Origin of the sequence: Paenibacillus sp. DS2015 (assembly GCF_050433705.1) — a bacterium.
Lineage (GTDB): Bacteria > Bacillota > Bacilli > Paenibacillales > Paenibacillaceae > Paenibacillus_AQ.
The window spans coordinates 114693-141188 of the sequence record NZ_JBNPWS010000008.1 but is presented as its reverse complement, the minus strand read 5'-3'; the positions used below and the strand labels follow the sequence as shown (position 1 = coordinate 141188).

The following is a 26496-nucleotide window of genomic DNA, read 5'->3' as shown; positions in this document are numbered from 1 at the left end:
GTGTTCTAATTTAAGGGGGATAAAGAATGGCACGTTCTTGGGAAAGAATGGTACAGAAGAATAGGAAGCAATTGAATAAGAAACGTAAAGATCAAGGTCTATCAAGTATCTCAAGTACAGGATCAGGATCAAAAGTGAGCGGTGACATCTTTAAGGGGCGTAAAATGTTATTACCCTTTACACTTGTTGTATTGTCCTTACTTTATGGACTTCTAGGAGTATACGCCGAGCAACTCGTTGAGAACAATGAGCAAAGCTCAGTCGTTAACTGGATAGTTATAGGTTTGTATATCTTACTCGCTGTGATTATTTATTTGCGTCGTCCTTATTTACGTGTAGACAAAGATTCCCTGTATACAACAAGGATGAATCGTGAGACCCGTATAGGTGCTGTTAATATCGCTAAGATTAGTCTGAAATCAGGATCTGTCGTTATTACACCGCTGAAAGGGAAGGGGCGTAACTGGGTATTCACTCGCCTTATAAACCGGTATGATACAGAAGCTATGGGAGAACGGTTGGAAATTTTTGCTGAGACTCACAAGATTCCACTCGAAAAGTAAATGACTGGAAAGAGGGATAAAGAAATGCCGATAAAAGCCGTTTTTTTTGATCTGGATGACACACTGTTATGGGATGAACGAAGTGTGGAAGAAGCTTTTGCAGCCGCTTGTCAGACAGCAGCGACTGCTACAGGGGTTGATCCTAAACAATTGGAGGAGGCTGTAAGAAGCGAAGCCAGATCCTTATATGAATCATACGAGACCTTCTCCTTCACTTCTATGATCGGTATTAACCCTTTTGAAGGCTTGTGGGGGAATTTCACAGCTGGCGAACAGCCTGAATTTCGTCAATTAGAGAAGATTGTGCCTACATATCGTAAGGAATCATGGCGGCTTGGCCTTTTGAAATTAGGTATAGATGATGAGAACTTAGCTGGTGAAATTTCCGAGCAATTTGGATCTGAGAGACGTTCACGTCCATATATGTATGAGGAAACGTTGCAAGTGTTAGAGGAACTTCATGGTAAGGTGAAATTACTTTTACTTACGAATGGCTGTCCAGCATTACAACAAGAGAAGCTAGATGGAGTGCCAGCGTTGACTCCGTTTTTTGATCAGATTGTCATTTCGGGCAACTTTGGTAAAGGTAAACCAGATGTATCTATTTTCCAACATGCTTTATCTTCTGTTAACTTATCTTCTAATGAAGTACTTATGGTAGGGGACAAGTTAACTACGGATATTCGTGGAGGGCTAAGTGCAGGGATTAAGACGGTATGGATTAATAGAACCAGGAAAGAATCGAATCCTGAAATCACGCCAGATTACGAGATCACACATTTATCTCAAGTGCACGATATTATAACGGAACTTTTTAACTCATAAAATTCCTGAGTACTATACACGATCAACCTGTCCTCTTGTGGTTTAAGAGAATGGGTTTTTTGTTTGAGATATGATAAATGTCACAATATTGTGACTAAGCTCTCACTCTTTAGGCTTGAAATCTCGTTATAATATGAACAATGAATAATGAGTAATAAAGGATAAAGGATAAAGGATAAAGGATAAAGGATAAAGGATTCGAAGAATGTCGAGAGGTGGATAAGATGAGATATAAATCTAAAATAGTTATTGTGATGTACATACTGCTCTTACTAGCTGTCGTTGGATGTGGAAATAACAATCATGCAGATATGGAGATGGGGTTCAATGATTCTATGAATCCTATTGAAGCAGATCTAAGTATTGTGCCTGAGCAGATTAAGGTGAATGAGAAGATTGCAATAGAAGTCGTAGTAACGCAGCAAAACATGAAAATAAGTGATGCAGATAAAGTCATTATTGAAATTGCTCCACCGGATAAAGAAAGTAAGCACATTGAGATACCGGCAAGTCACGTAGGTGAGGGGAAATATGTGGTCGAGACATCTTTGAAGCAAGTAGGAACATATAGGATTACATCACATGTTACTGTCGGAGCTATGCATGCGATGCCATCCAAAGAAATCATCATAGTTGAATAGGCACCAAAATGTGAAAATAAGAAATACCCCGGTTTCCCTGAAGAGGTTAAGCGGGGTATTATTGTCCGATGTATAACTCTTAATCATGATTAGTTGTTGTACTTATGCTTTTTGAAAATCAGGGTCATTTACAGGTTGAGAAATCCAGCCATTCTCTTCGACAAAGAGTCGAACTGCTATAATTTGACGATTCGCCATTAGAGTGAAGAAGTGATTGGTATTCTCTGGAACAGAAATAACATCACCAGCAGTTAGTTCAACATCGAAATAACCTAGATCGCCAGCTCCTTTAATAACAAAAATACCTTTACCCGCGACAATAGCCCGGATTTCGTCTTCGGTATGCGTGTGTACCTCTTCGAATTTGTTCAATAAGTCACTTAGATTCGGCGTCGAATCAGAGAGTGTGATGACATCCCAGATTTTATATCCTCTACGAGCAGCTAAGTCCTTAATTTCACCATCATAGATATCTAGAATGTCTTGCTTCTGTTCATCGTTTAGAACAAAATTAGTTTGGTATTCCTCAGGTAATTTGGTGGTCTCCCAACTTTCATAAATGACCCCTTGTTGCTCTAAGAAAGCACGAACATTTTCTTCTCCAGCTATGCGTTCGTTCGTATTACGAATTACAATTTCAGCCATGTAAAACCCTTCTTTCCCACTTGGATTAATTAGTATTATAATATAGGTTGTTTTCTTTGTCGATGGTTGATTTATGATAAACTCCCTGCCCATATGGGGTAAAGGTTGAAAAGTTGACTTTTCTAATGATAGCTATTCTGTTAAACTAAGGATTAACGTTTTCAGGGGGGATATATGTTGAAGAGACCAAGCTTAGAAGAAGCATTAAAAGAACGGATATTCATTATGGATGGCGCAATGGGTACCATGATCCAGCAAGAAGATCTTACTGCCGAGGATTTTGGTGGCGAAGAGTTGGATGGGTGTAACGAAATGTTAGTGCTTACTCGTCCTGATATTATTGAACGCATTCATGAGATGTATCTAGAAGCTGGCGCGGATATGATTGAGACGAATACATTTGGAGCAACGGCTGTTGTGCTCTCTGAATATGACATACCTGAAAAATCTCGTGAAATCAATCTTAGGGCCACTGAAATTGCTCGCAGAGCTGCAGATAAATATAGTACGGAAAGCAAACCACGTTATGTCATTGGAGCAATGGGACCTACGACCAAGACATTATCTGTAACAGGTGGAGTTACTTTTAAACAATTAATAGATAGTTATGAAGAGCAAGCGATTGCTCTGATCGAGGGTGGCGCAGATTTATTGCTGTTAGAGACCAGTCAGGACACACTCAATGTAAAAGCGGGAAGCATCGGGATCGAGAATGCTTTTAAACAATGTGGCGTAACACTACCCATTATGATATCAGGAACGATTGAACCTATGGGTACAACCCTTGCTGGACAAGGTATTGATTCCTTCTATATATCATTAGAGCATCTGAAACCTATCTCAATAGGTCTAAACTGTGCCACTGGACCGGAATTCATGAGAGATCATATTCGTACACTTGCGGAGATTTCCAAGTCTGCGGTCAGCTGTTATCCGAATGCTGGACTTCCAGATGAGAACGGTAATTACCATGAGTCACCTGAATCACTTGCACGCAAGATGGCTGCTTTTGCAGAACAAGGTTGGCTGAATATAGCTGGTGGATGTTGTGGTACGACACCAGAACATATTCGGGTTATGGCAGAAACACTAGCGAAGTACGATCCTCGACTTATAAAAGGGGAGCATTTACCTGCGGTATCTGGTGTAGATGCTTTGTTCATTGAACCCGAGAATCGACCGATCATGATCGGTGAACGAACAAATATATCAGGATCAAGAAAGTTTAAGAGATTGATCAAAGAAGAGAAATTTGATGAAGCATCTGAGATTGCTCGTTCTCAAGTTAAGGGTGGAGCACAAATTATTGATATCAATTTACAGGATACCGATATTGATGAGGCCTTTGCTGTGAACAACTTTCTTCCTTTAGTAGCTAAGAAGGTCAAAGTTCCGCTCATGATTGACTCTACCTACGATCATATCATTGAACTGGGATTACAGTATTCTCAAGGCAAAGCGATAATTAACTCCATTAACCTTGAAGATGGTGAAGTGAAATTCGAGAAGATAGTTCCTCTTATTCATCGTTATGGTGCTGCCGTGGTGTGTATCCTGATTGATGAGAGCGGACAAGCTGTCTCTCGTGAAGCTAAGTTAGCCGTCGCAACGCGTTCATATGAACTATTAGTGAATAAATATGGTCTTAATCCATCGGATATCATTTTTGATCCTAACATGTTCCCGGTCGGATCAGGTGATCCGCAGTATATTGGATCTGCATTAGAAACGATTGAAGGAATACGACTAATCAAGGAGAAGTATCCTGAGACTAAGACTATTCTGGGACTTAGTAATATCTCTTTTGGGTTACCTGAATCAGGGCGCGAAGTTCTAAACTCTGTCTACTTGTATGAATGTACCAAAGCAGGCTTGGATTATGCTATCGTAAATACGGAGAAGCTAGAACGATATGCTTCCATATCCAAAGAGGATCGGCTTCTTGCAGAGGCTCTGATATATGAGACAAGTGATGAGACATTAGCGGCTTTCGTAGCGGCATTCCGTGAGAAGAAAGTTGTGAAAAAAGATAAAATTTCTACACTTACGCTTGAGGAACGCCTTGCCTCTTATGTGGTTGAAGGAACCAAAGAAGGACTTATTCCTGATCTAAGTGCGGCTCTACAGAAGTACAGCGCATTAGAGGTGATTAATGGCCCGCTGATGGCAGGGATGTCGGAAGTAGGTAGACTGTTCAACAACAATGAATTAATCGTCGCTGAGGTATTACAAAGTGCGGAAGTGATGAAGGCATCCGTTATATATCTCGAAGATTTCATGGAGAAGAATGAAAGTAGCTTCAAAGGAAGAATATTGCTTGCGACAGTTAAGGGCGATGTACATGATATTGGTAAAAACCTAGTTGAGATTATTCTATCTAATAATGGTTATCATATCGTTAACTTGGGTATAAAAGTACCACCGGAGAAGATTATTGAAGCTTATCGTGAGCAGAAGGCAGATATCATTGGACTGTCGGGCCTCCTTGTGAAATCCGCTCAACAGATGGTTATCACTGCACAGGATTTGAAAAATGCGAACATTGATATTCCGATTATGGTGGGGGGCGCAGCGCTTACTCGCAAATTTACTAAGAATCGGATTAGACCCGAATATGAGGGCATGGTTGTATACGCTAAAGATGCAATGGATGGTCTAGACATAGCTAACAAGCTGATGAATCCAGAGCAACGTGAATTGATGCAAGTGGAAATGGAAGCAGAGAAGGAAGCTCAAGATGCTGCTCAGAAAGATATTGTACCGTTGCCTGAGTTAACAAGAGCAGTGAAGTCCAATATTGCTACAGATAATCCAGTATATATACCGCCAGATCTGGAGAGACATGTACTGCGGAATTACCCTATATCTCATATTCTTCCTTATGTAAATATGCAGATGCTGATGGGGCATCATCTTGGACTTCGTGGGTCAGTTGAGCAGTTGCTTGCCGAAGAGAATCCTAAAGCAGTGGAATTAAAAGCGAGTGTTGATGCTATATTAAAAGAAGCAACTCAGGATGGAATTATTCAGGCACATGCGATCTATCGGTTTTTCCCAGCTCAGTCTCAAGGAAACGATGTTATCATCTATGATCCGCAAGATCAGACCCGAATATTGCACACATTTAGTTTCCCACGGCAAAAGGTAGAACCCTATCTATGCTTAGCTGACTTCTTGAAATCTGTTGACAGCGGGATCATGGATTATGTAGGTTTCTTAATCGTTACAGCCGGTCATGGTATTCAACAGCTATCTACAGAATGGAAGGACAAAGGAGATTATCTTCGCTCTCATGTTCTACAGGCAACAGCGTTAGAGACTGCAGAGGGCTTAGCTGAGCGAATTCACCATATGATGAGAGACACATGGGGATTCTCAGATCCAGCTACGATGACCATGAAGCAACGGCACGGTGCTCGTTATCAAGGCATTCGTGTATCCTTTGGTTATCCTGCCTGTCCTGATCTAGAGGATCAGGGGCCTTTGTTTAAGCTTCTGAATCCAGAGGATATAGGGATTGAATTGACAGAAGGTTTTATGATGGAACCCGAAGCGTCTGTATCGGCCATGGTGTTCAGTCATCCGCAAGCTCAATATTTCAATGTGGAAAAGTTATAATAATAAGATCAGTGAAGAGAATGAACCTGAAGTGCAATAATCCTCCGATATTTCGGAGGCTTTTTTGCTGGATTAGTGAAGGGAGAATGTGAGTGTAATGGAGATAACCTTCTTAGGAACAAATGCAGGGGTTCCGACTTTGCAACGTAATGTAACGGCTATTGCGCTAAGACTATTCGAAGAGAGAAGAAGTTTCTGGCTGTTTGACTGTGGAGAAGCTACACAACATCAAATATTACGCTCCTCACTTAAATTGAGTAAACTTGAGAAGATATTCATTACACATTTACATGGTGATCATTTATTTGGGCTTCCGGGTTTACTTGCCAGCAGGTCTAATCAAGGCGGAATATCTCCACTGACGCTATACGGACCCGTTGGTTTAAAACAGTTTATTGATACCGTTATGTCTTTGAGTCAATCTAGAATGGAATATGAATTAAATATAGTGGAACATGATGGTGGCGTTATTTTTGAAGATGATGGTTTCAAAGTGGAGTCTGAATTGTTAGAACATCGGATAGATAGCTACGGCTACCGCATAACAGAGAAGGAAAGACCGGGTAGTCTTAACCTTGCTTTACTCGAATCTCATGGGATTAAGCCAGGTCCTGTATATGGCAAGCTCAAGAGGGGTGAGAGCATTGACCTAGGTGATGGAAAGATATTAAAGCCAGAAGATGTACTTGGTACTCCCAAGAAGGGAAGAATTGTTACTATTCTTGGTGATACAAGACCTTGTCCTTCTGTTCATTTGCTTGCTAAAGATGCAGATTTACTTGTACATGAAGCTACTTTCCTGCATGATATGGTGGATACTGCACATGATTACTACCACAGTACAGCTTTACAAGCTGCAGTAGCAGCGAAGAATTCAGACGTCACCGAACTGGTGTTAACCCACTTCAGCTCTCGTTATAAGGATTTAGAGCAATTAACAGTTCTCTTAGATGAGGCTCAAGAAGTATTTCCTAATACGAGACTAGCTGAAGAGCTAAGCATAATTGAAGTTAGAAGATCTTAGATATAGTGATGATACCCGGGAAATGGAGATGGATCATTATTTCTCGGGAAAGCGCAAGGAATGACAATATATTCTATGTCATTAACCACCGCAGCAATCAAACTTCGATAATTTATGACGAATCTTGATTAGAATTTCATTCATACGCGCCATATATGCTAAAATCTCAGGGAAATACGTTTAATAAATAAGTTGTTTTGATACCTTTCCAATGGAGCAAGTACTGGTTAATAAACTCGATAGTTAAGTTGATTAATAAATCATCACATGAACTAAAGGTTAGGAAGGGTGTTTACGTAAAAATGAAACAAATCAAAGGGTTACTGATAGATTTGGATGGTACGCTTTATCATGGAAATCAAATGATTCCTGGAGCGGATGTTCTAATTGATACATTGAAATCTCGGCATATTCCTTATCTATTTGTTACGAATAATTCATCTCGGACACCACAAAGTGTTGCTGGATTACTGAATAGTATGGGAATTCAAGCAGATCCGGAAGATGTATGCACTTCTTCGCAGGCAACAGCAAAGTATATTGCTCAGAAGTCTCCAGGTGCTAGAGTATTAATTCTTGGAGAAGAAGGATTACGGGGTGCATTGTTAAATGCAGGATTGCAAGAAGTACATGAATCTCCTGAATATGTAGTGCAAGGGATAGATCGGTCATTTACATATGATTCCTTATCAGCAGCCGTTCGGTGGATTAATGAAGGTGCGATATCGATACTTACCAACCCTGATTTAAGGCTTCCCTCAGATCATGGATTCATTCCGGGTGCTGGGACGATTGGCGCAGCCATAGAAGCCGGGACGGGTGTGAAGCCAATTGTTATTGGTAAACCTGCAAGTCATTTAATGACGTATGCAACAGATTTGTTGAAATTACATCCGACAGAGGTTACTGTTATGGGTGACAACATGCATACAGATATCGCTGCAGGGGCAGCAGCAGGATGTGAAACGATACTCGTCCTTACGGGTATCACCACAGCAGAAAACCTACAGCAGCACATTGAAGTAACGGGTATTCAACCTGACGCAATATGTAGAGACTTACAAGAGGCGATAGAGCTCTTATGTCCTTGATGCAAAAAGGGACTGATTATACCTAAACCGTAATAAAATCAGTGCTTGCTGATGATAGAACTCTATGCTGATTGTAGCGAAGGGACGGAATTGTTCTGGAGAAGCGTTGGCCTTCGTCTGAAAGCTTTCCTACGGAAAGCTACTTCGAAAGCATACGCTTTGCCCTCGGAAGAATAATCCGTCACCGTAGCGGTCATATCAACACTTTACATTTTTTAAGCAGTGCTAAGTCTAAATAGTACAACAAGAAAGGAAAGATGATAATCATGCCAGAATTACCCGAAATGGAAAATTACCGAAGAGTACTTTCAAATCATATACTTGATATACCGATCTCTGACATAAAAGTGAATCGGGATAAATCGATTAATGTACCCGTGGAGACTTTTGCTTCTGCATTAATAGGGAACAGGGTTATTTTTGTGGAGCGAAGAGGGAAATATCTGAATTTCCACATGAGTAATGGGACTCGTTTACTTATTCATCTGATGCTAGGTGGTCTAATGTATTATGGTACGGATGAGGATCTTCCGGAACGTAGCACGCAAGTTGAGATTTCGTTTGGAGATTACAAGCTATGTTTTATAGGACTACGTCTAGGATATATTCATTTGTTATCAGCAAAAGAGGTAGACCAAGTGTTTAGTGAGCTTGGACCTGAGCCTTTAGATCGGAGAATGAATGAAGAACGTTTTGTTAAAATCGCTAAAAAACGTCGAGGTGGACTCAAAACGATGATCGTAAACCAGCACGTCGTGGCTGGAATTGGGAATCGTTATGCAGATGAGATAGCTTACCGTGCTAACTTGTTGCCTTCCGCTAAGATCCAGGATCTTGGAGATGAAGCTCTGCAACGGCTTTACAGTAGCGTGGTTGAAGTTCTAACTGAGGCCATTGAAGATGGCGGTTACATGGATACACCGATCTACAAAGATGATCAGCAGACGGGAAGGTACAAAGCGAAGTTCAAGGTGTATGATCGCGAAGGGGAGACTTGCTATCACTGTGGTGGTGTAGTAAGTAGAGTAGAATTGACGGGACGGAAGGCATTTTTCTGTCCATCATGTCAACATGATCAGTAAGATTAAGATTGGAATCCATATGAGTATCCGAGGCGGCTATGGGAGTGCAGCACGTCGTACGGTAGAGATGGGTGCCAAGTCTTTTCAATATTTTCCGAAAAATCCTCGCAGCTTGCATGTTAAGACATTTAATAGTAAGGATGCAGCGGATTGCGCTATGTACTGTAAAGAAAAAGGGATTTCGAGTATTGCACATACACCGTACCCCGTGAACATGGCCGTCGGTCAGAGTCGTGGCTCAGAACTTTACAATTTAACTGTAGCCTCACTTCAGAATGATTTGGAAATTGCGGAGGCGTGTGGTTCGCTCGGCATTGTGGTTCATTTTGGCCATTATAAAGGGATTGATCCATTACAAGGATACAAAAATATTATAGAATGTTTAAATGACGTACTAAGTTCTTGGCAAGGTAAAACCAAGCTGTTAATTGAGAATCAAGCCGGACATGGTGGAATGATGGGAACTACGGTAGAGGAATTGGTTCAGATTCGTGGTCTATCACATCATCCAGATAAAATCGGGTTCTGTTTCGATACATGTCATGCATTTGCTGCAGGATTATGGGATACATCCGATACTAAGGCACTGATTGAGAAGGGCCGAGAGTTAGAGTATTGGAACCATGTTGAAGCGATTCACCTGAATGACTCTAAATTTCCTTTTGGCTCTGGTCAGGATCGTCATGCTCGAATGGGTGAGGGTTATATTGGAGAAAAATCGTTTAGGGAATTCTTCTCTTTTCCTGAATTTCAACAAATCGTTGCGATCATGGAAACAGAGACGGGTGAGGATGGAACACATAAAGAAGATATAGCCACAGTTATGAAGTGGTCTTAGATTGGATGGATAAGCTATTAAGAAAGGAGGGTGTGCTATGATTCATTTATATTTAGATGATTGCCGCCGCTGCCCTGCAGGCTTCTCCTTGGCACGTAGTGGTGAAGAGTGTTTGATGATGCTTCGAGAGTGTAAGGTGGATATTCTATCTCTAGATTATGAACTTGGTTTTGAAAGTAATATGTGCGGTAGGGATGTCGTGAATGCTATCATTCGTGAACAATTGTATCCAAAAGAAATCTACTTGCATACATCAAGCTTATTTGGTAAGCAAGAAATGTATCAGTTGTTATATGAACATAAGCCTTCTGAAGTCATCCTTCATAATGGACCCATGAGTACTGAACTATTGCAAAAAATTGCAGCAGAGCACGTCTGATGAAGGATCTTAATCAGCAAGAGCTTATCATAGAGCTTAGTAACACGATATCGCCACTGGCTGTTTTTTTCTATACTCCATTGTGTGGTACTTGTAAGGTTGCTAGAAGGATGTTGGAGGTTGCTGAGCAGTTGCTTCCGCCAGGTATCATAATGAGTGCTGATGTGAATATGATGCCTCAATTGGTCCAGCTATATCAGATCACAAGTGTTCCCGCTTTGCTCGTTACAGACGCTAGCAAGCTGAATCCACCTATTATCCGCTATCGAATGGGATCTGTGGAAGAACTACTGAATGAAATAAGGAGTGTGGTAGAATGATATCGATGCAGCATATTTCTCTCCAAAGAGAGGACAACCTTATTCTAGATGATGTATCTTTGCAAGTAAACAAAGGTGAGAATTGGGTCATATTAGGCCGTAACGGTTCGGGTAAAACAACGCTTTTAGAAATGATGACAGGCTATCTTTTTCCAAGCAAAGGCCGGATTGAGGTATTAGGAAATGTATACGGACAATGTGACATACGTGAAATTCGCAAACAAATAGGCTACATCAGCCCGACGTTAATGGAAAAAATGTCACTTACCGATCCGATATGGGAAGTTGTAGCTACGGGAGCCTATGCATTCTTGCGATTCTATCAAGATATACCCGCGGAAGTGAAAGAGAAGTCGATCCAGCTGCTAAAGGATATGAATCTAGGTGGATTGATAGATCATCCGCTAGGAACGTTGTCTCAAGGCGAACGTAAAAAGGTGATGTTAGCCCGTTGCTTAATGGGAGATCCGAAGTTGCTAATTATGGACGAGCCTTGTGCAGGTCTTGATCTATTTGAGAGAGAAAAAATGCTAATTGAAATAGATCATCTAAGACAACGGGACATTACAGTGGTTTATGTAACACATCATGTTGAGGAAATTGTACCCCTCTTTACGCACGTAGCCCTTATTAAAGATGGTAAGCTTGCAGGGGCCGGTCCGAAAGAACAAGTTCTAACGAAAGAAATGATAAAACGTACCTATGAAATTCCAGTTGAGCTGGAATGGGACAATGGACGTCCCTGGATCAAGGTAACTTCTGGAGGTTAATCCGTTTGGATGATAACAAGGTAAGTACAAGTGAACAAGAGCAAGAACAAGAGCAAGAACAAGAGCAAGAACAGGAACAGGAACAATCACGATTCATCATGACAGCAAATCATGGTTTTGCTCCTTTTGCACAAGAAGAATTACGAAGATTATTTGGTAGTGTTAAAAGTTCTGTACTTGTATCAGGGGAAGTCTTTCTAGTTACAGTATCTTTTAGCTGGCAGGAAGCTGCGGAAATGATTGCCAATCAAGCACCCATCTTTGTTAGACATATTCAACCTGTACAATGTGATATCGCTACAGATCATCTAGCTACTGGATTAGAACAGTTAAAATCATTCGTTATGCAGCAACATGAATTGCAGGGGACAACGGTCTCTTTACAAGTACGTAAAGCAGAGCAGAGCCTGAGTGAACAAAGTGCAGGAGCGCTCCGTGAACAATTATTAAGCGACCTTAGCGAACTGCATGCCCAATTTACTGTGCAGGATGCTGAATGGATTCTATCTGTGTTTGTTTCTTCAGATCACATTTATATAGGAGTATCTGATCCTAAGGATAACATCTCGGATTGGAGTGGTGGGGCTGTACGTTTCCAACGTGAGGATGGACAGATTTCAAGAGCTAAGTTCAAATTGTTAGAGGCAGAAAAGACGTTTGGTATCGATTTCTCAGCTTTTCGTCACGCGTTGGACATTGGAGCTGCACCTGGGGGATGGACATCCTTTCTGCTCGAACGAGGCATGCATGTAACGGCGGTTGATCCTGCATTGATGCACGAATCACTTAAAGGACACGATAAGTTGAAAATTATGCGGAAGAATGCTTCCGAGGTGAAATTCCGTGATAATCAATTCGACTTGTTAGTCTGTGATATGAGTTGGAGCCCGAAACAGATGGTGAAACTGGTTAAAGATCTGCTATATGCGCTGTCCCCTGGGGGAACCGCCATCGTGACTGTGAAGCTGATGCACAAAAAGCCAATGGCTCTGATTAGAGAGGTTATTGCCTCGTTCGAAGAGACCAATATGCAGCTACAGTACGCGAAGCAGCTCTTTCATAATCGTGAGGAGATAACACTTCACATGATTAAATATTAATGTTATGAATTAAATGTTGTGTGAACGATAATGAGGAATTTAAAATAACTCTTTACAATTCTCGTTATATTGTTTTATACTAATTCCAAATTTAACCAACCAACAATATAGGGAAAGCATCCCGAAAAGTACGAAGTGATTGAATCTAATCGAGACTTCAACTTTTCAGGGAGGCTTTCCTTTTTTTTTGTTGCAGTGAAATGGAGGTGAAAGGATGGATAAAGGTTCTCTGCTTCTAGAGGGACAAACGATCGGTGAGAGATATAAGATTCAGCAAGTCATTGGATCGGGGGGCATGAGCCATGTTTATTTAGTTGAAGATATGAAGCTACCAGGTAAACATTGGGCTGTCAAACAATGTTATCCTCTGCCACAGCAGTATAGCAGTATAGAAGAAGAAGCGGAGCTGCTCATCACACTCAGTCACCCACGGTTGCCGCGTATTGTTGATTTTTTTCCACCAGATAAATATGGCGTTGCGTATTTGGTCATGGATTATATTCAAGGAATGACTTTAGAGAAATATTTCAACAATCATAAAGGAAAAGTTAAGAGCGAATTCATACTACATTTGGCCAATCAATTGCTTGAAGTTCTAGATTATTTACATCACCATGATCCGCCTATTGTGTTTCGAGACCTTAAGCCTTCTAACATCATGTTGACTCCTCAGCTTGAGTTAAGGTTAATTGATTTCGGTATTGCACGTAATTATAAACAGAATCAAGATCAAGATACGATGAAGCTAGGTACTGTTGGTTTTGCCGCGCCTGAACAATATGGGACAGGGCAAAGTGATGCGAGATCTGACTTGTATGGATTAGGCGCACTGCTCTTATATTTGTCAACTGGGGGCAAGAGAAGTGAATGGTTAACGGGGGTTGATCAATATATACAGGGTGATTTTCCACGAGACATCATTCCTATCATTCGTAAGCTACTGGAACATTCACCAGATGATCGATTTCAATCCGCAAGAGATGTTCGACAGGCTTTATCTCATAACCGAAGGATACCCAATCAAGAGCCAACATCAATAAGAAATGAATCGGTAGGGACATGTGTTATTGCTGTGATGGGCGCAACGGGAGGTGTTGGAACTACGCATACAGCCATTGCGATGGCCCATTACTTAGCTAGAAGCTCCGAGAAGGTAGCACTGGTCGAGATGGATATAAAGGCGAATGCTTTTAGTAGAATTCAACAGATTGTCGTAGGTGATCATACTACGGGACGTCACACGCATCGCAGTTTCTCAGTCGAGGGAGTGGACTATTGGGTACAGACAGCTAGAGCCAATATCATCGGTCTTCTTGGAGGCAGCTATCGTTATGTCATTATGGATTTGGGGTCATATGAGGATAACGATCGTTTGGAAGAATTTCTGCGTGCTGATGTTCCAATTCTGGTCGGCTCGGGTTCAGAATGGCGTCAGCAAGATGTCACCGAGGCGGTATCTAGATTAGCTGTATATCCACAGACGAAATGGACCTATTGTCTGGCATTGGCAGCCAGAGAAGCTGTCCAACGACTTCGTAAGCAATTAAATACAACGAAGGTATACAGTCTGCCATTGCATATGGATCCCTTTGATCAGTGCGAGGAGATGGAGAGAGTCTGCTCACAAATATTTCGAGGATTCGCACCAGTCCCTGTGAAAAAAAGGAAGTTTCGTTTCGGGCTACATTGATACAAGATCAGCATTTATTTTCATTGATAAGTTTAATAAGTCTATGGACAAAGGGGAATATGCATGTCGAAAATTAGGCAGCGGAATAAGCACCTTATCTATGCAGGGCTTGCTGGGGCTGCCATCATGGGCGTTATTTTTGCTGGATATGCGATATATAACATGAAGCTTGAACATGATCGGCGGGTGAACATAAGGCAAGAGTATCAGCAAGAAATTAAAGTCTTAATGGATGCACAGATTGAACAAGAGAGGTCGATGATTCAGGGATTCATGTCTGCGAGGGATATTGAACCAGGGCAGACGATAGGTTCACAAGACCTGATTGCTGTGAAGTTACCTGGACTTGTTGCTCCTGACAATTTGATTGATAATCCACAGGTTATTATTGGTTCGAGTTCGAAGATTGAGCTGCATAAAGGAACACCTCTGACAGCAACGATGTTTAATGAAGGTAAGATGACTTCTCCTGATCTAAGGAATAAAGAGATAAATGAAATCATTCTTCCATCTGATTTGAAGGTCGGAGACGTTATCGATATACGCATTCAATTTCCGACAGGTCAAGATTTCATCGTACTCTCTAAGAAGAAAATTGATAATTTATTGAGTCCAACGATGTGGTTCACACTTAGCGAAGAGGAAATTTTATCTTTATCAAGTGCCATGGTAGATGCATACCTTCACCAAGCTTCGATATATGCATTAACGTATGTAGAACCTGAAATGCAAGACCGAGCGGTACCCACTTATCCTGTGAATAAGGAAGTTCTTAAATTAATGGCGAGTGATCCGAATATTGTGAACAAGGCGGAGAAACATTTATCTGAATCCGTACGGACTGCTCTTGAGAGAGACTTGGCTTCCATAGATCCGTCAGTATCCTCAGAAACGTCGATCCGTTCAGAATCTGGTTCAACCAACTCATATCCATCTACGGTACAACCTAATGTAGACAGTAACCCTATTGAAGAGGAGAAGGATTCTTACAATGATATTGAGCAGAGAGAACATATTTTATCTCAAAATGCTGCGGATGAATCTTCATTTACAGCTGTTCAGTAGAACTCTTCACGATAATACGAGGAAGGAGCGGAATGGCATTGAAAACATGGATTTTTGCAGGCCTATGTGAAAAAAGCGATTTGCTTCTCTATTTATGTAAATTGTTAGCGTCAGTAGACAAGCGGGTACTTTTAGTCGATGCAACTCAGAGCCATAAATATCCTCTGTATATCGGTTTACTAGATAAACCTCTTGAGATCACTGAATTTATGAATTTTGATGTTGCGTGTGGTTTTACTTCACAGGTGCATTTGGAAGAACATTTGCGATATGGAGAAGAAAAGTTAGAACGATATGATTATGTTATTTATGACGTGGAGAACTTATCGTTCTGTGCTATGGAGACATGGCGCGACTCAGATTTAAGGGTCTGGACTACAGACTATGGCGTGTGGTCTCTATCTGAAGGTAGCCAGTGGCTGAATGCTCTTAACAGACAACATTCCGAACTGAAAGATATGATATTCCAACTTGTCTATATGCACGCAGTAGATACGCTCTTAGAGAGTTCTTATATAGAGGATTATGTTGAGGGGTGGCCTGTTTGTTGGGAGAGAGAGCCTATTATCATTCCTTGGGATGAGATGGATATGGCATTGAAACTTGAGAACGAGCATCAAAGACAGCTTCGCATGAAGCCTCTCTCTAGACGTTATAAGAAAGCGTTAGGAATATTAATGAAACTAGCTGAATTAGATGATGAACATATTAAACGCGCTCTACGTAGCGCAGGAAGGACAAAGATATGAGTACAGTTGCTTTTTGGAGTCCACTTCAAGGGGGAAGCGGAAGTACTGCGCATATAACGTCTGTTGCGGCCATGATTGGCTTAGAGTATAAGGTTCGTATGTTACTAGGACATGGAGGCGTTGCTGGAGAGCGGGTGGAAGGGGCATTTCATACAGGGAAAGTGGCTCTAGATGACTCCTTTATTTCGTTTAACGATAGCGGAATGGATGCGCTCGAAAGGTTGTGCTTAAATCGACGCCTTAATAAAGAGAATATTCGTGATTATACCGTACCTCTAATGCTAGATAGGCTTGATTTTGTGAGCGGAAATGCGAAGTGTGAAGGAACACTCCCGGGATACCGTGCCCAGTTAATCCAATCTATTCTTACATTAGCTAATCAGTATTATGATTTAGTGCTTATGGATGCGGGTTGTGGGGTTCATGACATTGATGCTAAAGGAGACGGGGCTATATTAGAAGCTGCCGATCTGATTGTAGTGAGTCTTACACAGAATATTCAATCACTAGAGAACTTCTTTTTAGGAAATAACTTACCCCAAGCGCTACAGAATAAACCTATTATCGTCGTAGTTGGGCGGTATGATCGTCAATCACACTGTACCTTACAGAATGTAAAAAGAAGATTCGGATTCAAAGGAAATATACACGGAATTCCTTATTCAACTGACTTCATGGATGCATGGAATATGAAAGCAGTTCTACCTTTTATCCAGAGAAGTCGGCATATGAATGCTCAGCATCCTTCAGCTTCATTCTTTGACAGTATTAGGGCACTCGCTAAGGATATTATGGTTCAACTTCATCTGACAGCTTCTGTAAAAATAATGGAGAGAGGCGCTTGATGCTTTTCGGGAGTGTTATCAATTTACTTATCATTGCACTTATTCTATTATTTGCAGCACTGTTTATTTACATTAAATACTTAGAGCTTCGTAATCCCCTACTAACGAACGATTCAGCTCAAGATAAATATACAATTGATTCTATGACTGATTTTGTGAAAAAAACGCTTCACGAGCTCACGCATAGTCAATTATCGGACTTAGGGCTTCATGAAGAGGAATACAGACGAAGGTTGAATAAACGTAGTGAACTTCGCAAAGCACTCAAGGGATGCATCTCAGGAGATCTATATGACAAACAGTATGTGAAACAATTTATGGCTGATTTATTAGTTAAGAGCTATGGATTGAATGAGACAACTGTCGACGAGGCGATCTCTTTTGAACAGAGTAATCTATTAAATGCTCAGGATCAATTCGAAATCATCCTGTATTTATTTCATCAGCAATATCATCAGGATGCATTCAGTAAGCTGGTTGAAAAATATGATCTGGATGAGGCTCGTATTGTTGAAGGGTATGGGGATGAACCTATCTATGCCATTGTAGCAGAGGATGTTCACAGGCTATTTCACGCTGAATATCGTCTTCTGTCTTTTGAAGAAAAGGTGGAGATTGTGGTCCAACGTATCTATCAGCAATATAAAGGTTTTTCAGTGATTGATGAGCTTCGTGATCAACGAATAGATGGTGTAAGTGGAGGTGTGAATGGGGTATCAGGTTATGATGCAGAACTAGATTGGTATGTATCGCAAACCGTCAATCGAACGGATATTCCAGTAAAAGGGATCGACAGTGTGTGGGTCTTTTATAAAGGGAAATCGATCCACTTGGGATTCCTTTCGTTTGGATCCGAGCTTGAATTAAAGCGTGTCTGTCAAAATATCTATAAATATAATTACCCGGGGCAATTATCCGAAGCAGCTAGTTATAAGGTGAATGAAATGAAGGATGGATCACGGGTCGTGGTCGTTAGACCTCCTTTTGCGGAGAGTTGGGCATTTTTCGTTCGTAAATTTGATATACCTAATGCTTCCCTTTCTCAACTGATCAACGGAGCTAATGCAGCACTTCCTATCACCTTAATTTCTTATCTTATGAAAGGTAGCCGTATAACGGCAGTCACGGGAGCGCAGGGTTCAGGTAAAACGACTTTATTAATGGCTATGATTCAACATATATATGCTTCATACACACTCCGAGTACAAGAGATGGCATTCGAACTCCATTTAAGAAAAATATATAGTCGCCGTAATATTCTGAGTTTCAGAGAAACGGAATATATTTCCGGACAGGCTGGATTGGACCTCCAGAAGAAGACGGATGGTACCGTTAATATTCTTGGAGAAGTGGCAAGTGATGAAGTGGCGTCTTGGATGATTCAAATGTCTCAAGTTGCGAGTCTGTTTACTGTATTCACACATCATGCTAAGACGTTCAAAGATCTAATTCATTCCTTACGGAATTCTCTACTCAAAAGTGGGGTGTTTCATAATGAATCTATAGCAGAGCAACAGGTAGTTAGTGTTATAAATTTTGATATTCATATGAAACGCGATTCTGCGGGTAATAGGTTCATTGAAAGAATTACAGAGTGCATACCACGGGAATACATGACTCTTCCTGAATGGAATGATCAGGGTGGATCTATAAAGCAAATGTTAGGCCAATTCATGCAATTAAGTAGTCAGTATTACCAGAGAATGGGCGTCCCTACGGCTTTCACGTCACATAATATTGTAGAGTATCGAGATGGAGAATATGTCGTAGGTGCTGCTATTTCTGATTGGAACCGTTCGGAAATGCTGGAGCACATGAGCCCTGAAGACGCAGTTCTTTTCAAGGAATTTATGAGCGATCATTGGGGTGATAGAAATGTCGGTTAATTCCGCGTTACAGATGACACTGATTATTGCGCTAAGTATGTTTATCCTTCTGTATGGCGTATTGTCATGGGTACGCAGTCGGGAAAGAAATGTTGAGCAGTCTGTGTTATATGGCCGGGGTGGGAATGACAAGATCAGATATAGAGAACGGGGACATGCTTTTTTACAGTCTTCGTATTCAATGGGTCTTAGAATCCCGTTATTATCGCATTATATTCGCAGAATGCGTAAACGTCTTTCTGGTGTACATGCTTATGATGAATTTCATCTTCGGCACGAGGTCATGAAAATGACCTATGCTGTTCTTGGAACTTTGGGACTTTCAGTTGTTCTGCTATTTATGGTCAATCAAAGTATCAGTTTTCTTCTAACAGTTATTTTAGCGGCGATCGTTCTGAATAGCTTCTTAGTTGATACGTATGTTAATTCTTTAGAGAAACGATTACTTTCTCAAATGGTAGATCTATTCTCAGATGTTCGTCATCGCTACCATCAACATGGCATGGTAGAAGAAGCACTCTATGAAGCTGCCGAAACAGCGGGTTACGAGGTTTCTTTACATACGAACAAGATCTATGAATCACTTACTTCGAAAAACCCTGATGAACAGTTAGAACTGTATTATGAGGCAGCGCCTAATCGCTTTCTTAAGGCCTTTGCGGGTATTTCATATATGATTATGGAATTTGGTGATAAGACAAAGGAACAAGGTTCAATATACTTGCAAGGGCTGAGTAGTCTGAGTAAAGAGATCCATTTGGAGATATTACGGAGAGACAAACTTGACTATTTACTAAAAGGGTTGAATATCATCGCTCTTGCTCCTATATTTTTCACGAAACCCATTGAGAGTTGGGCTAGAAATAGCTTTCCTGCCATGGATCAGTTCTATATGAGTAAAGTGGGATACATCACTAAAATAAGTATTTTTGTCATTATTATTGTGGCATATATGTTACTCCAGAAGCTGCAGCAGAATGACGAGACGACATACCGTACAGGTAAGTCTAAGAAATCATGGGAGCAGATAGTGTCATCTATTCGTGTTTTGAGCTGGGTAACGTCACTAGTAGCGCCTAAGCCTCAGACAAGGCCATACGGGATCATCATAAGACTGCTCAAAGACACAAATAGTACTCTTCGTTATGAATGGTTCTATATTCGTAGAATTGTCTTCTTCATGGTTGGATTTGCACTGACACTAACGACGATATTATTTCTGCATCACTCAGCGAGAGAACATATCATGTATGATCCGGTTAAAAGTGACTCTTTCTTCGGTCGTCTGTCTATAGAAGAGAAACGTCAGGGAGATGTGCTTGCAGCCAGTGATCGGAAAGTCATGGAGCGGGTCGATGTATCCCCGGATGCCAGTTATGATCAAGTGGCACTCAAGTTAATTGAAATGAATGAGAAGCCTGCACAACAAGATCAGTTTGTAGCTTCTGTCCAACGTATACTGGATAAGCTTCAACAATATAACGAGGAATATGTGAAATGGTGGGAAGTTCTATTAGCGTTCATGATGGGGGCCATGGGATATCAATTGCCATTATGGATTCTTTATTTTCAGAAGAAAGTACGAACGATGGATATGAGACATGAGGTATACCAATTTCACACGGTTATTTCAATGCTTCGGGATATGGATAGGATGTCTGTTGAAACGATATTAGAGTGGATGGATCGGTTCGCAGTTATATTCAAAACTCCGATTCATAAAGGTCTCCTCCATTATGATCACGGAGCGGAGATGGCGCTTCAAGGACTTAAGGATGAAATCTTATTTCCTGAATTCCAGAGAATTATAGATAAATTATTACTTGCTGTAGATAAAATTCCAATCACACAGGCTTTTGATGATCTGGAGAGTGAAATGTCATTCTATTTCGAACAGCGTAAGCAAGAGTATGAGCGAATTATTGATACAAAGGCTGGCTGGGGAAGAATGATTGGCTTTGCACCAATGTATGCCCTGATATTTCTCTATTTAGTCATTCCATTAATTAGTATGAGCTTTATGCAAATGAGTATGTATTATGAACAAATCCAACATTTATAAGGAGATGGAACTATGAATAACGCATCATCAGCACTAAAAGTGGCAGCAGGTATTTTTCTAACCATTGCATTAATTACCATTGTGGTCATTTTATTTATTTCGGCACAAGAGGCCACTAAGACGGCACAGAATAATTTCTCGGATATTCAAACAGAATTATCACAAGCTTCTTTTACTGTATATGATAATACAACGATTAGTGGGTCTCAGGTTACGAATGCACTTCGGAAATTTAAAGATAAAGATCAATTTGGCATCCAAGTAGAAACAGGTAAAACTCATAATGCCGGTGTCTGGTATGGTAATGTTCTGGATATTTCATCTTCAGCGGCAGCGGATAAGTATGGGTCTGTAATTTCGCCTAATTCGCGTCAAGGAGATATTCAACTAACATTGGATGAGGCTAGTGATCAATATGTAAATCCTAGTGGTAAATTTAAGGCCAGTATCGTAAAGGATAGCTCCAACGTCGTCAGAGGGTTGCTTTTTGGACAATATTAAGGAAATGAGTGACTTGAGTAGTAGAGGGGGGGAGTAACCCAATGTCAGAAAATGCACAAAATATGATCTTTCTAAGCGTCTCACTAGTCGTATTTGTAAGTGCAAGCTGGATTACATTGAACATGCTAAGACAAATGGATCACACATTACAGGCTGTTTCAGCTGCTAATCAAGGTCAGTCCCAGAGCATACAGGTGACTCTTCGTACAAGCAGTTCAGAAGTCTACAGCGGTTCTCAGGTGTTATATAGCCTTAGTGAAAGTAAACGAATAGGGATCATAGTTGAAGTAGACGGATATATTTTTGATAGTGCAGAAATATTAGAAACGGATTATAACCGTATAGATGTGCAGCAAATGTATAGCGTTGGCTATATAAGAGATGGAAGTGGAAATATTATTAGACTTATATTCACGGGACTGAAGGGGACAAGCATATGACCCAAGCTGTTTCCAAATTTGTAAGCGTGATTCTAGCTTTGCTGCTCTTGTATATATATCCCACCGCTGAAGGGGCTCAACGTCAAGACGATTTATCTCAGATTGTTGTTTATAACGTAGTTACTGAGTTTGTAGATGCTGTTAGGGTAAAAGGATATATCACGCCATCGATGTACAATGAGTTCTTACAGAGTCTTCACGTGACCGGAAATGATTATGAGGTTCAGATGGAACACAGGCATAAAAAGTATCATCCGGAGTACACGGATGCTGCTAACGCTACAACATTTCAGGACACATTTAGTGTGGTTTATGAAGGTTTTTACGAAGCGTCTATATTAGCTATATTATTCCCTGATAGCGGGTTACCCAAGGATAGTGATTCACGGAAATACAAAATGATGGTCGGTGACTTCTTTAAAGTTACGGTAAAGAATACAAATATTACTCCAGGCACGATTATGTCTGATTTTCTATATGGGATAAGAGAATTAAGTAAAGGTCGAACAGTTATTGTATTTCCGTATGGAGGAATGGTATTAAATGAAGATTACTGATTTCTCTATTATCTTCGTATGTATGATGTTTCCCCTATTTATGATCATGGAGTTCCATGTACAAGACCAGAGAGAAGTGCAGTTACTAGAAATGAAATACAGAACTGCGCTTCGAACTGCTGTCCAAGATGGCGGGCGGGTTCTCCATATGAATGAACAGCAGGAAATGGAAGCGGGATACCATTCGGAGAAGTATTTCAGAGCAGACAAAGAGTTAGCTTTAAGTACATTTCAGCATACGTTATACATGAATATGGAGATTGAGGATGATCCTGTTGCTCAGGGATCTCTTCAGACATACATACCTGTAATTGTTGTCATGGATTATGATGGTTACTACGTGTATACATCAGGAGAATACCAAGATGACGAGGGTAACAATCTCCGAGAACCACTATGGATGGCAAAGAAACCTTACACATATAGTGATGCACTGGGGAACAGTATTCATTTTACACTGGATACTTATATCGAAGCCTTTGATGCAAGAATAGGAGAATGGGTAAAGGGACTGGCGGGAGAAATAGGTAAGGATACAACGATTCCACTTCTACAAGAACATGACAAATTCGAGCAAGTACGCAGAGCTAGCATTGTATCATCGATTCAGGAAGATTTAGCTTATTATATCAACAGACATAATGAATGGGCCGCTCGTAACGGAATTTCGTACCTATTTACCTTACCGTCGATTTCTCAAGAGGAATGGAATAACTCGGTGGATGATATTGGAATGATGGCATTTATACAAGGTGTACCTGTAGGAGATCGCTATTATAATGATTATGCATTAGGAGGGGGAAGATTAGTGAAGGTACATGATATCTATGCAGGAGTAGATAAGATAACAGGGATTAAGTATTTTTATAGGAGTTCCTGTTCATTCCCACAGGTGCGGATCGAAGAGGTATACCCTAGTGAAAAGAATGCTGCTGCGGCAGGCTATTATGAGAAAACATGCGAGAATAAAGTTACACCATAACTTGTAAATTAACTTGTAAATTTTAAATACTTAGTTTCAGCAAGCCTCCTATTTATGTTACAATGAAATCTTGATGATCTTCGGGATGAGATTATAATGATTTTTACTATAGATAGGGGTTAAAGAGGAACGATGAGCTTATTAACTGTAGAAGATGTCTCCCATAACTTTGGAGGGCGTACGTTATTTAAAGATGTATCTTTTCGACTTTTAGATGGAGAACATGTGGGCTTTGTTGGTGCTAATGGTGTCGGTAAATCCACATTAATGAATATTTTAACAGGCACATTGCTTAAAGATACGGGGAAAGTAGAGTGGACTCCTAGGGTCCGCTTTGGTTATTTGGATCAGCATACAAAGCTAACACCAGGAAAGACGGTACGTGATGTTCTTAAGGATGCTTTTCTTCCCCTTTTAGTGCTAGAGACGGAAATGCTGGCAATTACAGAAAAAATGGGTGAAGCTACTCCTGAAGAATTGGACGTATTATTAGAGCAAATGGGTGATATTCAAGAGCAACTAGATATTGGTGACTTCTATTTGATTGATGTGAAAGTGGAGGAAATGGCCAGCGGATTAGGACTTAACGTGATTGGTCTTGAGCGTGACGTTACTTCATTAAGTGGTGGACAGCGTACTAAAGTGTTGCTTGCAAAGTTATTGCTTGAGAAACCGAATGTACTGCTACTTGATGAGCCTACCAACTATTTAGATGTTGAGCACATTGATTGGTTAACTCAGTATTTGAAAAATTACCCTCATGCTTTTATGCTGATATCCCATGATACAGAGTTTATGAATCAAGTCGTGAATGTGATTTATCATTTAGAATTTTCGAAACTGACAAGATACACAGCGAACTATGAGAAGTTCCTTGAAATGTCTAGTATGAATAAGAATCAGCACTTTGAGGCTTATGAGAAACAGCAGGACTTCATTAAGAAGCAAGAAGATTTCATTTCGCGGAACAAAGCGCGTGCCTCTACATCTACTCGTGCTAAGAGTAGGGAGAAACAATTGGACAAGATGGAACGGATTGATAAACCAGAAGAAGCGATTAAGCCTACGTTTCATTTCAAGGAAGCAAGAGCTAGCGCGAAGACTGTATTTGAAGGTGTTGAGTTCGAGATTGGTTATACTCATGCATTACTCCCTAAGATGAGTATGATTATTGAACGCGGAGAGAAAATCGCGATTGTAGGTTGTAACGGTGTCGGTAAATCGACATTGCTTAAGTCTATTCTTGGTAAAATACCCGTACTTAGTGGTAGAACATATCTGGGTGACTTTTTACAACCGGCTTATTTTGAGCAGGAAGCAATCGCAGAGAATATTACGCCTATCGATGATGTGTGGAATGCTTTCCCATCTCTGAATCAGAATGAAGTACGGGGACATTTAGCACGTTGTGGACTTAAGAACGAGCATATTACACGTCCGCTAAGTAGACTCAGTGGTGGCGAACAGGCTAAGGTGCGCCTTTGTAAGTTAATGATGCATGAGGCGAACTGGATTCTATTTGATGAGCCGACGAATCACTTGGATATTGTTGCTAAGGCAGAATTGAAACGTGCTCTAAAAGAGTTCAAAGGGACTGTACTTCTTGTATCCCATGAACCGGAATTCTATGAGGATTGGGTTACAAAAACTTGGGACGTTGAAGCATGGTCTTCTAAGAAGGCTTAGTACGAAAGGGGACAAGCAATGGAAAGCGGAGGAAATGACCGTAAGGGTGCATTTGATGTATTTGAACGTTATTCTAGGCAAGAAAGATTTGCTCCGCTAGGTGTCCAAGGTCAGAGTAAGCTAGGTGAAAGCCATGTTCTTATTGTTGGTGCGGGTGCCCTTGGTACGTCCATTGCCGAAACTTTAGTACGTGCAGGTGTAGGACATATTACCTTGGCAGATCGAGATTATGTGGAGTGGAGCAATTTACAACGTCAACAATTGTTCACTGAGCATGATGCGGCGGAGCGACTGCCTAAGGCGGTGGCTGCTAAACGACGATTGGAACAAATTAATTCATTAGTTATTGTGGACACCCATGTGCTGGATGTACGAGTGGAGGAGATGGAAAGTCTAATCTCTGGTGTAGATTTAATCATGGATGGTACTGATAATTTCGATACACGTCTGATGATTAATGATATTTCACAGAAGTACAAGATCCCTTGGATTTATGGAGGGTGCGTCGGTAGTTATGGGATAACCTACACGATTCTTCCTGGGGATACCCCTTGTCTGAACTGCTTACTAGGGGTTGCTCCACTCGGGGGGGATACTTGCGACACATCCGGCATCATACCGCAGGCTGTTCAGATGGTGACTGCGAATCAGACGGTAGAAGCATTAAAACTTCTTAGTGGACACCCAGAGGCTCTACGACGTAAGTTACTTTCCTTTGATTTATGGCGTAATGAATATGTTACGATCGGCGTGGATACGGCTAAGAAAGAACATTGTCTTTCTTGTGGTAGCCATGCTACCTATCCTTATTTATCTGCATCCAATTTAGAAAAAAGTGATGTGTTATGTGGACGCGATAGTGTGCAGATCCGCCCAGCTCAGCGTCAGTCATTAAATCTAGAGACAATAGCACTACGTTTATCTAATCTACAAGAGGGACAAGTGCAGAGTAATCCATTCTTAGTATCATTTACAGTGGGTTCTTTTAGACTTGTTATCTTTCCAGATGGTAGAGCCTTGGTGCATGGGACGAAAGATATTACGGAGGCTAGGACGATATATCATCGCTATTTCGGATAGGAATCAGGTCAGTAAAGCCATCATGTAAATATAGTTTTCCTCATCCATTCCTTATAT

The 26496-nt window shown here is 40.8% G+C and carries 25 protein-coding genes; 24 read left to right on the top strand and 1 reads right to left on the bottom strand.

Features of this window, described 5'->3' with window-relative positions:
• Positions 1-26 precede the first annotated feature (26 nt).
• The 3 genes from J2T13_RS09895 (at position 27) to J2T13_RS09885 (ending at position 2029) form a co-directional block, all read left to right on the top strand.
• A complete protein-coding gene (locus J2T13_RS09895; protein ID WP_429370730.1) occupies positions 27-563 on the top strand; it encodes a hypothetical protein in 537 nt (178 codons plus the stop codon).
• Positions 564-587: 24 nt separating this feature from the next.
• Positions 588-1388, top strand: a complete 801-nt coding sequence (locus J2T13_RS09890; RefSeq protein ID WP_429370841.1) for an HAD family hydrolase — start codon at positions 588-590, stop codon at positions 1386-1388.
• 224 nt (positions 1389-1612) lie between these two features.
• A complete protein-coding gene (locus J2T13_RS09885) occupies positions 1613-2029 on the top strand; it encodes a FixH family protein (RefSeq protein ID WP_429370728.1) in 417 nt (138 codons plus the stop codon).
• Between the two features lie 102 nt (positions 2030-2131).
• On the opposite strand, the gene J2T13_RS09880 is transcribed toward J2T13_RS09885, so the two are convergent.
• The gene (locus J2T13_RS09880) at positions 2132-2674 is read right to left on the bottom strand and encodes an acireductone dioxygenase (RefSeq protein WP_429370726.1); all 543 of its coding nucleotides are present in this window, start codon (positions 2672-2674) and stop codon (positions 2132-2134) included.
• Positions 2675-2848: 174 nt separating this feature from the next.
• On the opposite strand from J2T13_RS09880, the gene metH reads away from it, so the two are divergent.
• From metH to J2T13_RS09775, 21 genes are all read left to right on the top strand, one after another.
• The gene (gene metH / locus J2T13_RS09875; RefSeq protein WP_429370724.1) at positions 2849-6292 is read left to right on the top strand and encodes a methionine synthase; all 3444 of its coding nucleotides are present in this window, start codon (positions 2849-2851) and stop codon (positions 6290-6292) included.
• A 97-nt stretch (positions 6293-6389) separates the two neighbouring features.
• Positions 6390-7316, top strand: a complete 927-nt coding sequence (rnz, locus tag J2T13_RS09870) for a ribonuclease Z (RefSeq protein ID WP_429370722.1) — start codon at positions 6390-6392, stop codon at positions 7314-7316.
• Between the two features lie 302 nt (positions 7317-7618).
• A complete protein-coding gene (locus tag J2T13_RS09865) occupies positions 7619-8407 on the top strand; it encodes a TIGR01457 family HAD-type hydrolase (RefSeq protein WP_429370720.1) in 789 nt (262 codons plus the stop codon).
• A gap of 266 nt (positions 8408-8673) precedes the next feature.
• Positions 8674-9489, top strand: coding sequence for an Fpg/Nei family DNA glycosylase (locus tag J2T13_RS09860; protein WP_429370718.1), 816 nt, complete (start codon positions 8674-8676; stop codon positions 9487-9489).
• Entirely contained in the window at positions 9479-10327 is an 849-nt protein-coding gene (locus J2T13_RS09855; protein ID WP_429370716.1) for a deoxyribonuclease IV, read from the top strand. Before J2T13_RS09860 ends, J2T13_RS09855 begins: the two co-directional genes overlap by 11 nt.
• Before the next feature lie 37 nt (positions 10328-10364).
• A complete protein-coding gene (locus J2T13_RS09850; protein ID WP_429370714.1) occupies positions 10365-10706 on the top strand; it encodes a cyclic-phosphate processing receiver domain-containing protein in 342 nt (113 codons plus the stop codon).
• A complete protein-coding gene (locus J2T13_RS09845; RefSeq protein WP_429370712.1) occupies positions 10706-11026 on the top strand; it encodes a thioredoxin family protein in 321 nt (106 codons plus the stop codon). The genes J2T13_RS09850 and J2T13_RS09845 overlap by 1 nt, the downstream gene beginning before the upstream one ends.
• On the top strand, positions 11023-11796 hold the full coding sequence (locus tag J2T13_RS09840) for an ABC transporter ATP-binding protein (RefSeq protein WP_429370711.1): 774 nt from the start codon (positions 11023-11025) through the stop codon (positions 11794-11796). The genes J2T13_RS09845 and J2T13_RS09840 overlap by 4 nt, the downstream gene beginning before the upstream one ends.
• Before the next feature lie 98 nt (positions 11797-11894).
• Positions 11895-12896 (top strand): SAM-dependent methyltransferase, encoded by a 1002-nt coding sequence (locus J2T13_RS09835; protein WP_429370839.1) that lies wholly within the window; start codon positions 11895-11897, stop codon positions 12894-12896.
• Positions 12897-13110: 214 nt separating this feature from the next.
• On the top strand, positions 13111-14586 hold the full coding sequence (locus tag J2T13_RS09830) for a protein kinase domain-containing protein (protein ID WP_429370709.1): 1476 nt from the start codon (positions 13111-13113) through the stop codon (positions 14584-14586).
• A gap of 63 nt (positions 14587-14649) precedes the next feature.
• The gene (locus tag J2T13_RS09825; protein ID WP_429370707.1) at positions 14650-15651 is read left to right on the top strand and encodes an SAF domain-containing protein; all 1002 of its coding nucleotides are present in this window, start codon (positions 14650-14652) and stop codon (positions 15649-15651) included.
• 32 nt (positions 15652-15683) lie between these two features.
• Entirely contained in the window at positions 15684-16400 is a 717-nt protein-coding gene (locus tag J2T13_RS09820; protein WP_429370706.1) for a hypothetical protein, read from the top strand.
• Entirely contained in the window at positions 16397-17245 is an 849-nt protein-coding gene (locus J2T13_RS09815; protein WP_429370704.1) for a hypothetical protein, read from the top strand. Before J2T13_RS09820 ends, J2T13_RS09815 begins: the two co-directional genes overlap by 4 nt.
• A complete protein-coding gene (locus J2T13_RS09810) occupies positions 17245-19131 on the top strand; it encodes an ATPase, T2SS/T4P/T4SS family (protein ID WP_429370837.1) in 1887 nt (628 codons plus the stop codon). Before J2T13_RS09815 ends, J2T13_RS09810 begins: the two co-directional genes overlap by 1 nt.
• On the top strand, positions 19121-21193 hold the full coding sequence (locus J2T13_RS09805) for a hypothetical protein (RefSeq protein WP_429370703.1): 2073 nt from the start codon (positions 19121-19123) through the stop codon (positions 21191-21193). The genes J2T13_RS09810 and J2T13_RS09805 overlap by 11 nt, the downstream gene beginning before the upstream one ends.
• 12 nt (positions 21194-21205) lie before the next feature.
• Entirely contained in the window at positions 21206-21694 is a 489-nt protein-coding gene (locus J2T13_RS09800) for an ABC transporter permease (protein ID WP_429370701.1), read from the top strand.
• A gap of 41 nt (positions 21695-21735) precedes the next feature.
• On the top strand, positions 21736-22134 hold the full coding sequence (locus J2T13_RS09795) for a hypothetical protein (protein WP_429370699.1): 399 nt from the start codon (positions 21736-21738) through the stop codon (positions 22132-22134).
• Positions 22131-22691 carry a hypothetical protein gene (locus tag J2T13_RS09790; RefSeq protein ID WP_429370697.1) on the top strand — a complete coding sequence of 187 codons (561 nt, stop codon included), beginning with the start codon at positions 22131-22133 and terminating at the stop codon, positions 22689-22691. Before J2T13_RS09795 ends, J2T13_RS09790 begins: the two co-directional genes overlap by 4 nt.
• Entirely contained in the window at positions 22678-23673 is a 996-nt protein-coding gene (locus J2T13_RS09785; protein ID WP_429370696.1) for a hypothetical protein, read from the top strand. The genes J2T13_RS09790 and J2T13_RS09785 overlap by 14 nt, the downstream gene beginning before the upstream one ends.
• A 132-nt stretch (positions 23674-23805) precedes the next feature.
• Positions 23806-25359: an ABC-F family ATP-binding cassette domain-containing protein gene (locus J2T13_RS09780; protein ID WP_429370695.1), complete on the top strand. Its 1554-nt coding sequence runs from the start codon at positions 23806-23808 to the stop codon at positions 25357-25359.
• 18 nt (positions 25360-25377) lie between these two features.
• Positions 25378-26439, top strand: a complete 1062-nt coding sequence (locus J2T13_RS09775) for a MoeB/ThiF family adenylyltransferase (RefSeq protein WP_429370693.1) — start codon at positions 25378-25380, stop codon at positions 26437-26439.
• The last annotated feature ends 57 nt before the right edge of the window (positions 26440-26496 follow it).

Bases quoted from the DNA above. Each gene is read 5' to 3' on its own strand.
- J2T13_RS09890 (WP_429370841.1), top strand. From the start codon at position 588: ATGCCGATAAAAGCCGTTTTTTTTGATCTGGATGACACACTGTTATGG.
- J2T13_RS09800 (WP_429370701.1), top strand. From the start codon at position 21,206: ATGAATAACGCATCATCAGCACTAAAAGTGGCAGCAGGTATTTTTCTA.
- J2T13_RS09845 (WP_429370712.1), top strand. From the start codon at position 10,706: ATGAAGGATCTTAATCAGCAAGAGCTTATCATAGAGCTTAGTAACACG.
- rnz (WP_429370722.1), top strand. From the start codon at position 6,390: ATGGAGATAACCTTCTTAGGAACAAATGCAGGGGTTCCGACTTTGCAA.
- J2T13_RS09895 (WP_429370730.1), top strand. From the start codon at position 27: ATGGCACGTTCTTGGGAAAGAATGGTACAGAAGAATAGGAAGCAATTG.
- J2T13_RS09790 (WP_429370697.1), top strand. From the start codon at position 22,131: ATGACCCAAGCTGTTTCCAAATTTGTAAGCGTGATTCTAGCTTTGCTG.
- J2T13_RS09880 (WP_429370726.1), bottom strand. From the start codon at position 2,674: ATGGCTGAAATTGTAATTCGTAATACGAACGAACGCATAGCTGGAGAA.
- J2T13_RS09795 (WP_429370699.1), top strand. From the start codon at position 21,736: ATGTCAGAAAATGCACAAAATATGATCTTTCTAAGCGTCTCACTAGTC.
- J2T13_RS09785 (WP_429370696.1), top strand. From the start codon at position 22,678: ATGAAGATTACTGATTTCTCTATTATCTTCGTATGTATGATGTTTCCC.
- J2T13_RS09775 (WP_429370693.1), top strand. From the start codon at position 25,378: ATGGAAAGCGGAGGAAATGACCGTAAGGGTGCATTTGATGTATTTGAA.
- J2T13_RS09820 (WP_429370706.1), top strand. From the start codon at position 15,684: ATGGCATTGAAAACATGGATTTTTGCAGGCCTATGTGAAAAAAGCGAT.
- J2T13_RS09815 (WP_429370704.1), top strand. From the start codon at position 16,397: ATGAGTACAGTTGCTTTTTGGAGTCCACTTCAAGGGGGAAGCGGAAGT.
- metH (WP_429370724.1), top strand. From the start codon at position 2,849: ATGTTGAAGAGACCAAGCTTAGAAGAAGCATTAAAAGAACGGATATTC.
- J2T13_RS09840 (WP_429370711.1), top strand. From the start codon at position 11,023: ATGATATCGATGCAGCATATTTCTCTCCAAAGAGAGGACAACCTTATT.
- J2T13_RS09830 (WP_429370709.1), top strand. From the start codon at position 13,111: ATGGATAAAGGTTCTCTGCTTCTAGAGGGACAAACGATCGGTGAGAGA.
- J2T13_RS09855 (WP_429370716.1), top strand. From the start codon at position 9,479: ATGATCAGTAAGATTAAGATTGGAATCCATATGAGTATCCGAGGCGGC.
- J2T13_RS09885 (WP_429370728.1), top strand. From the start codon at position 1,613: ATGAGATATAAATCTAAAATAGTTATTGTGATGTACATACTGCTCTTA.
- J2T13_RS09850 (WP_429370714.1), top strand. From the start codon at position 10,365: ATGATTCATTTATATTTAGATGATTGCCGCCGCTGCCCTGCAGGCTTC.
- J2T13_RS09825 (WP_429370707.1), top strand. From the start codon at position 14,650: ATGTCGAAAATTAGGCAGCGGAATAAGCACCTTATCTATGCAGGGCTT.
- J2T13_RS09805 (WP_429370703.1), top strand. From the start codon at position 19,121: ATGTCGGTTAATTCCGCGTTACAGATGACACTGATTATTGCGCTAAGT.
- J2T13_RS09835 (WP_429370839.1), top strand. From the start codon at position 11,895: ATGACAGCAAATCATGGTTTTGCTCCTTTTGCACAAGAAGAATTACGA.
- J2T13_RS09860 (WP_429370718.1), top strand. From the start codon at position 8,674: ATGCCAGAATTACCCGAAATGGAAAATTACCGAAGAGTACTTTCAAAT.
- J2T13_RS09780 (WP_429370695.1), top strand. From the start codon at position 23,806: ATGAGCTTATTAACTGTAGAAGATGTCTCCCATAACTTTGGAGGGCGT.
- J2T13_RS09865 (WP_429370720.1), top strand. From the start codon at position 7,619: ATGAAACAAATCAAAGGGTTACTGATAGATTTGGATGGTACGCTTTAT.
- J2T13_RS09810 (WP_429370837.1), top strand. From the start codon at position 17,245: ATGCTTTTCGGGAGTGTTATCAATTTACTTATCATTGCACTTATTCTA.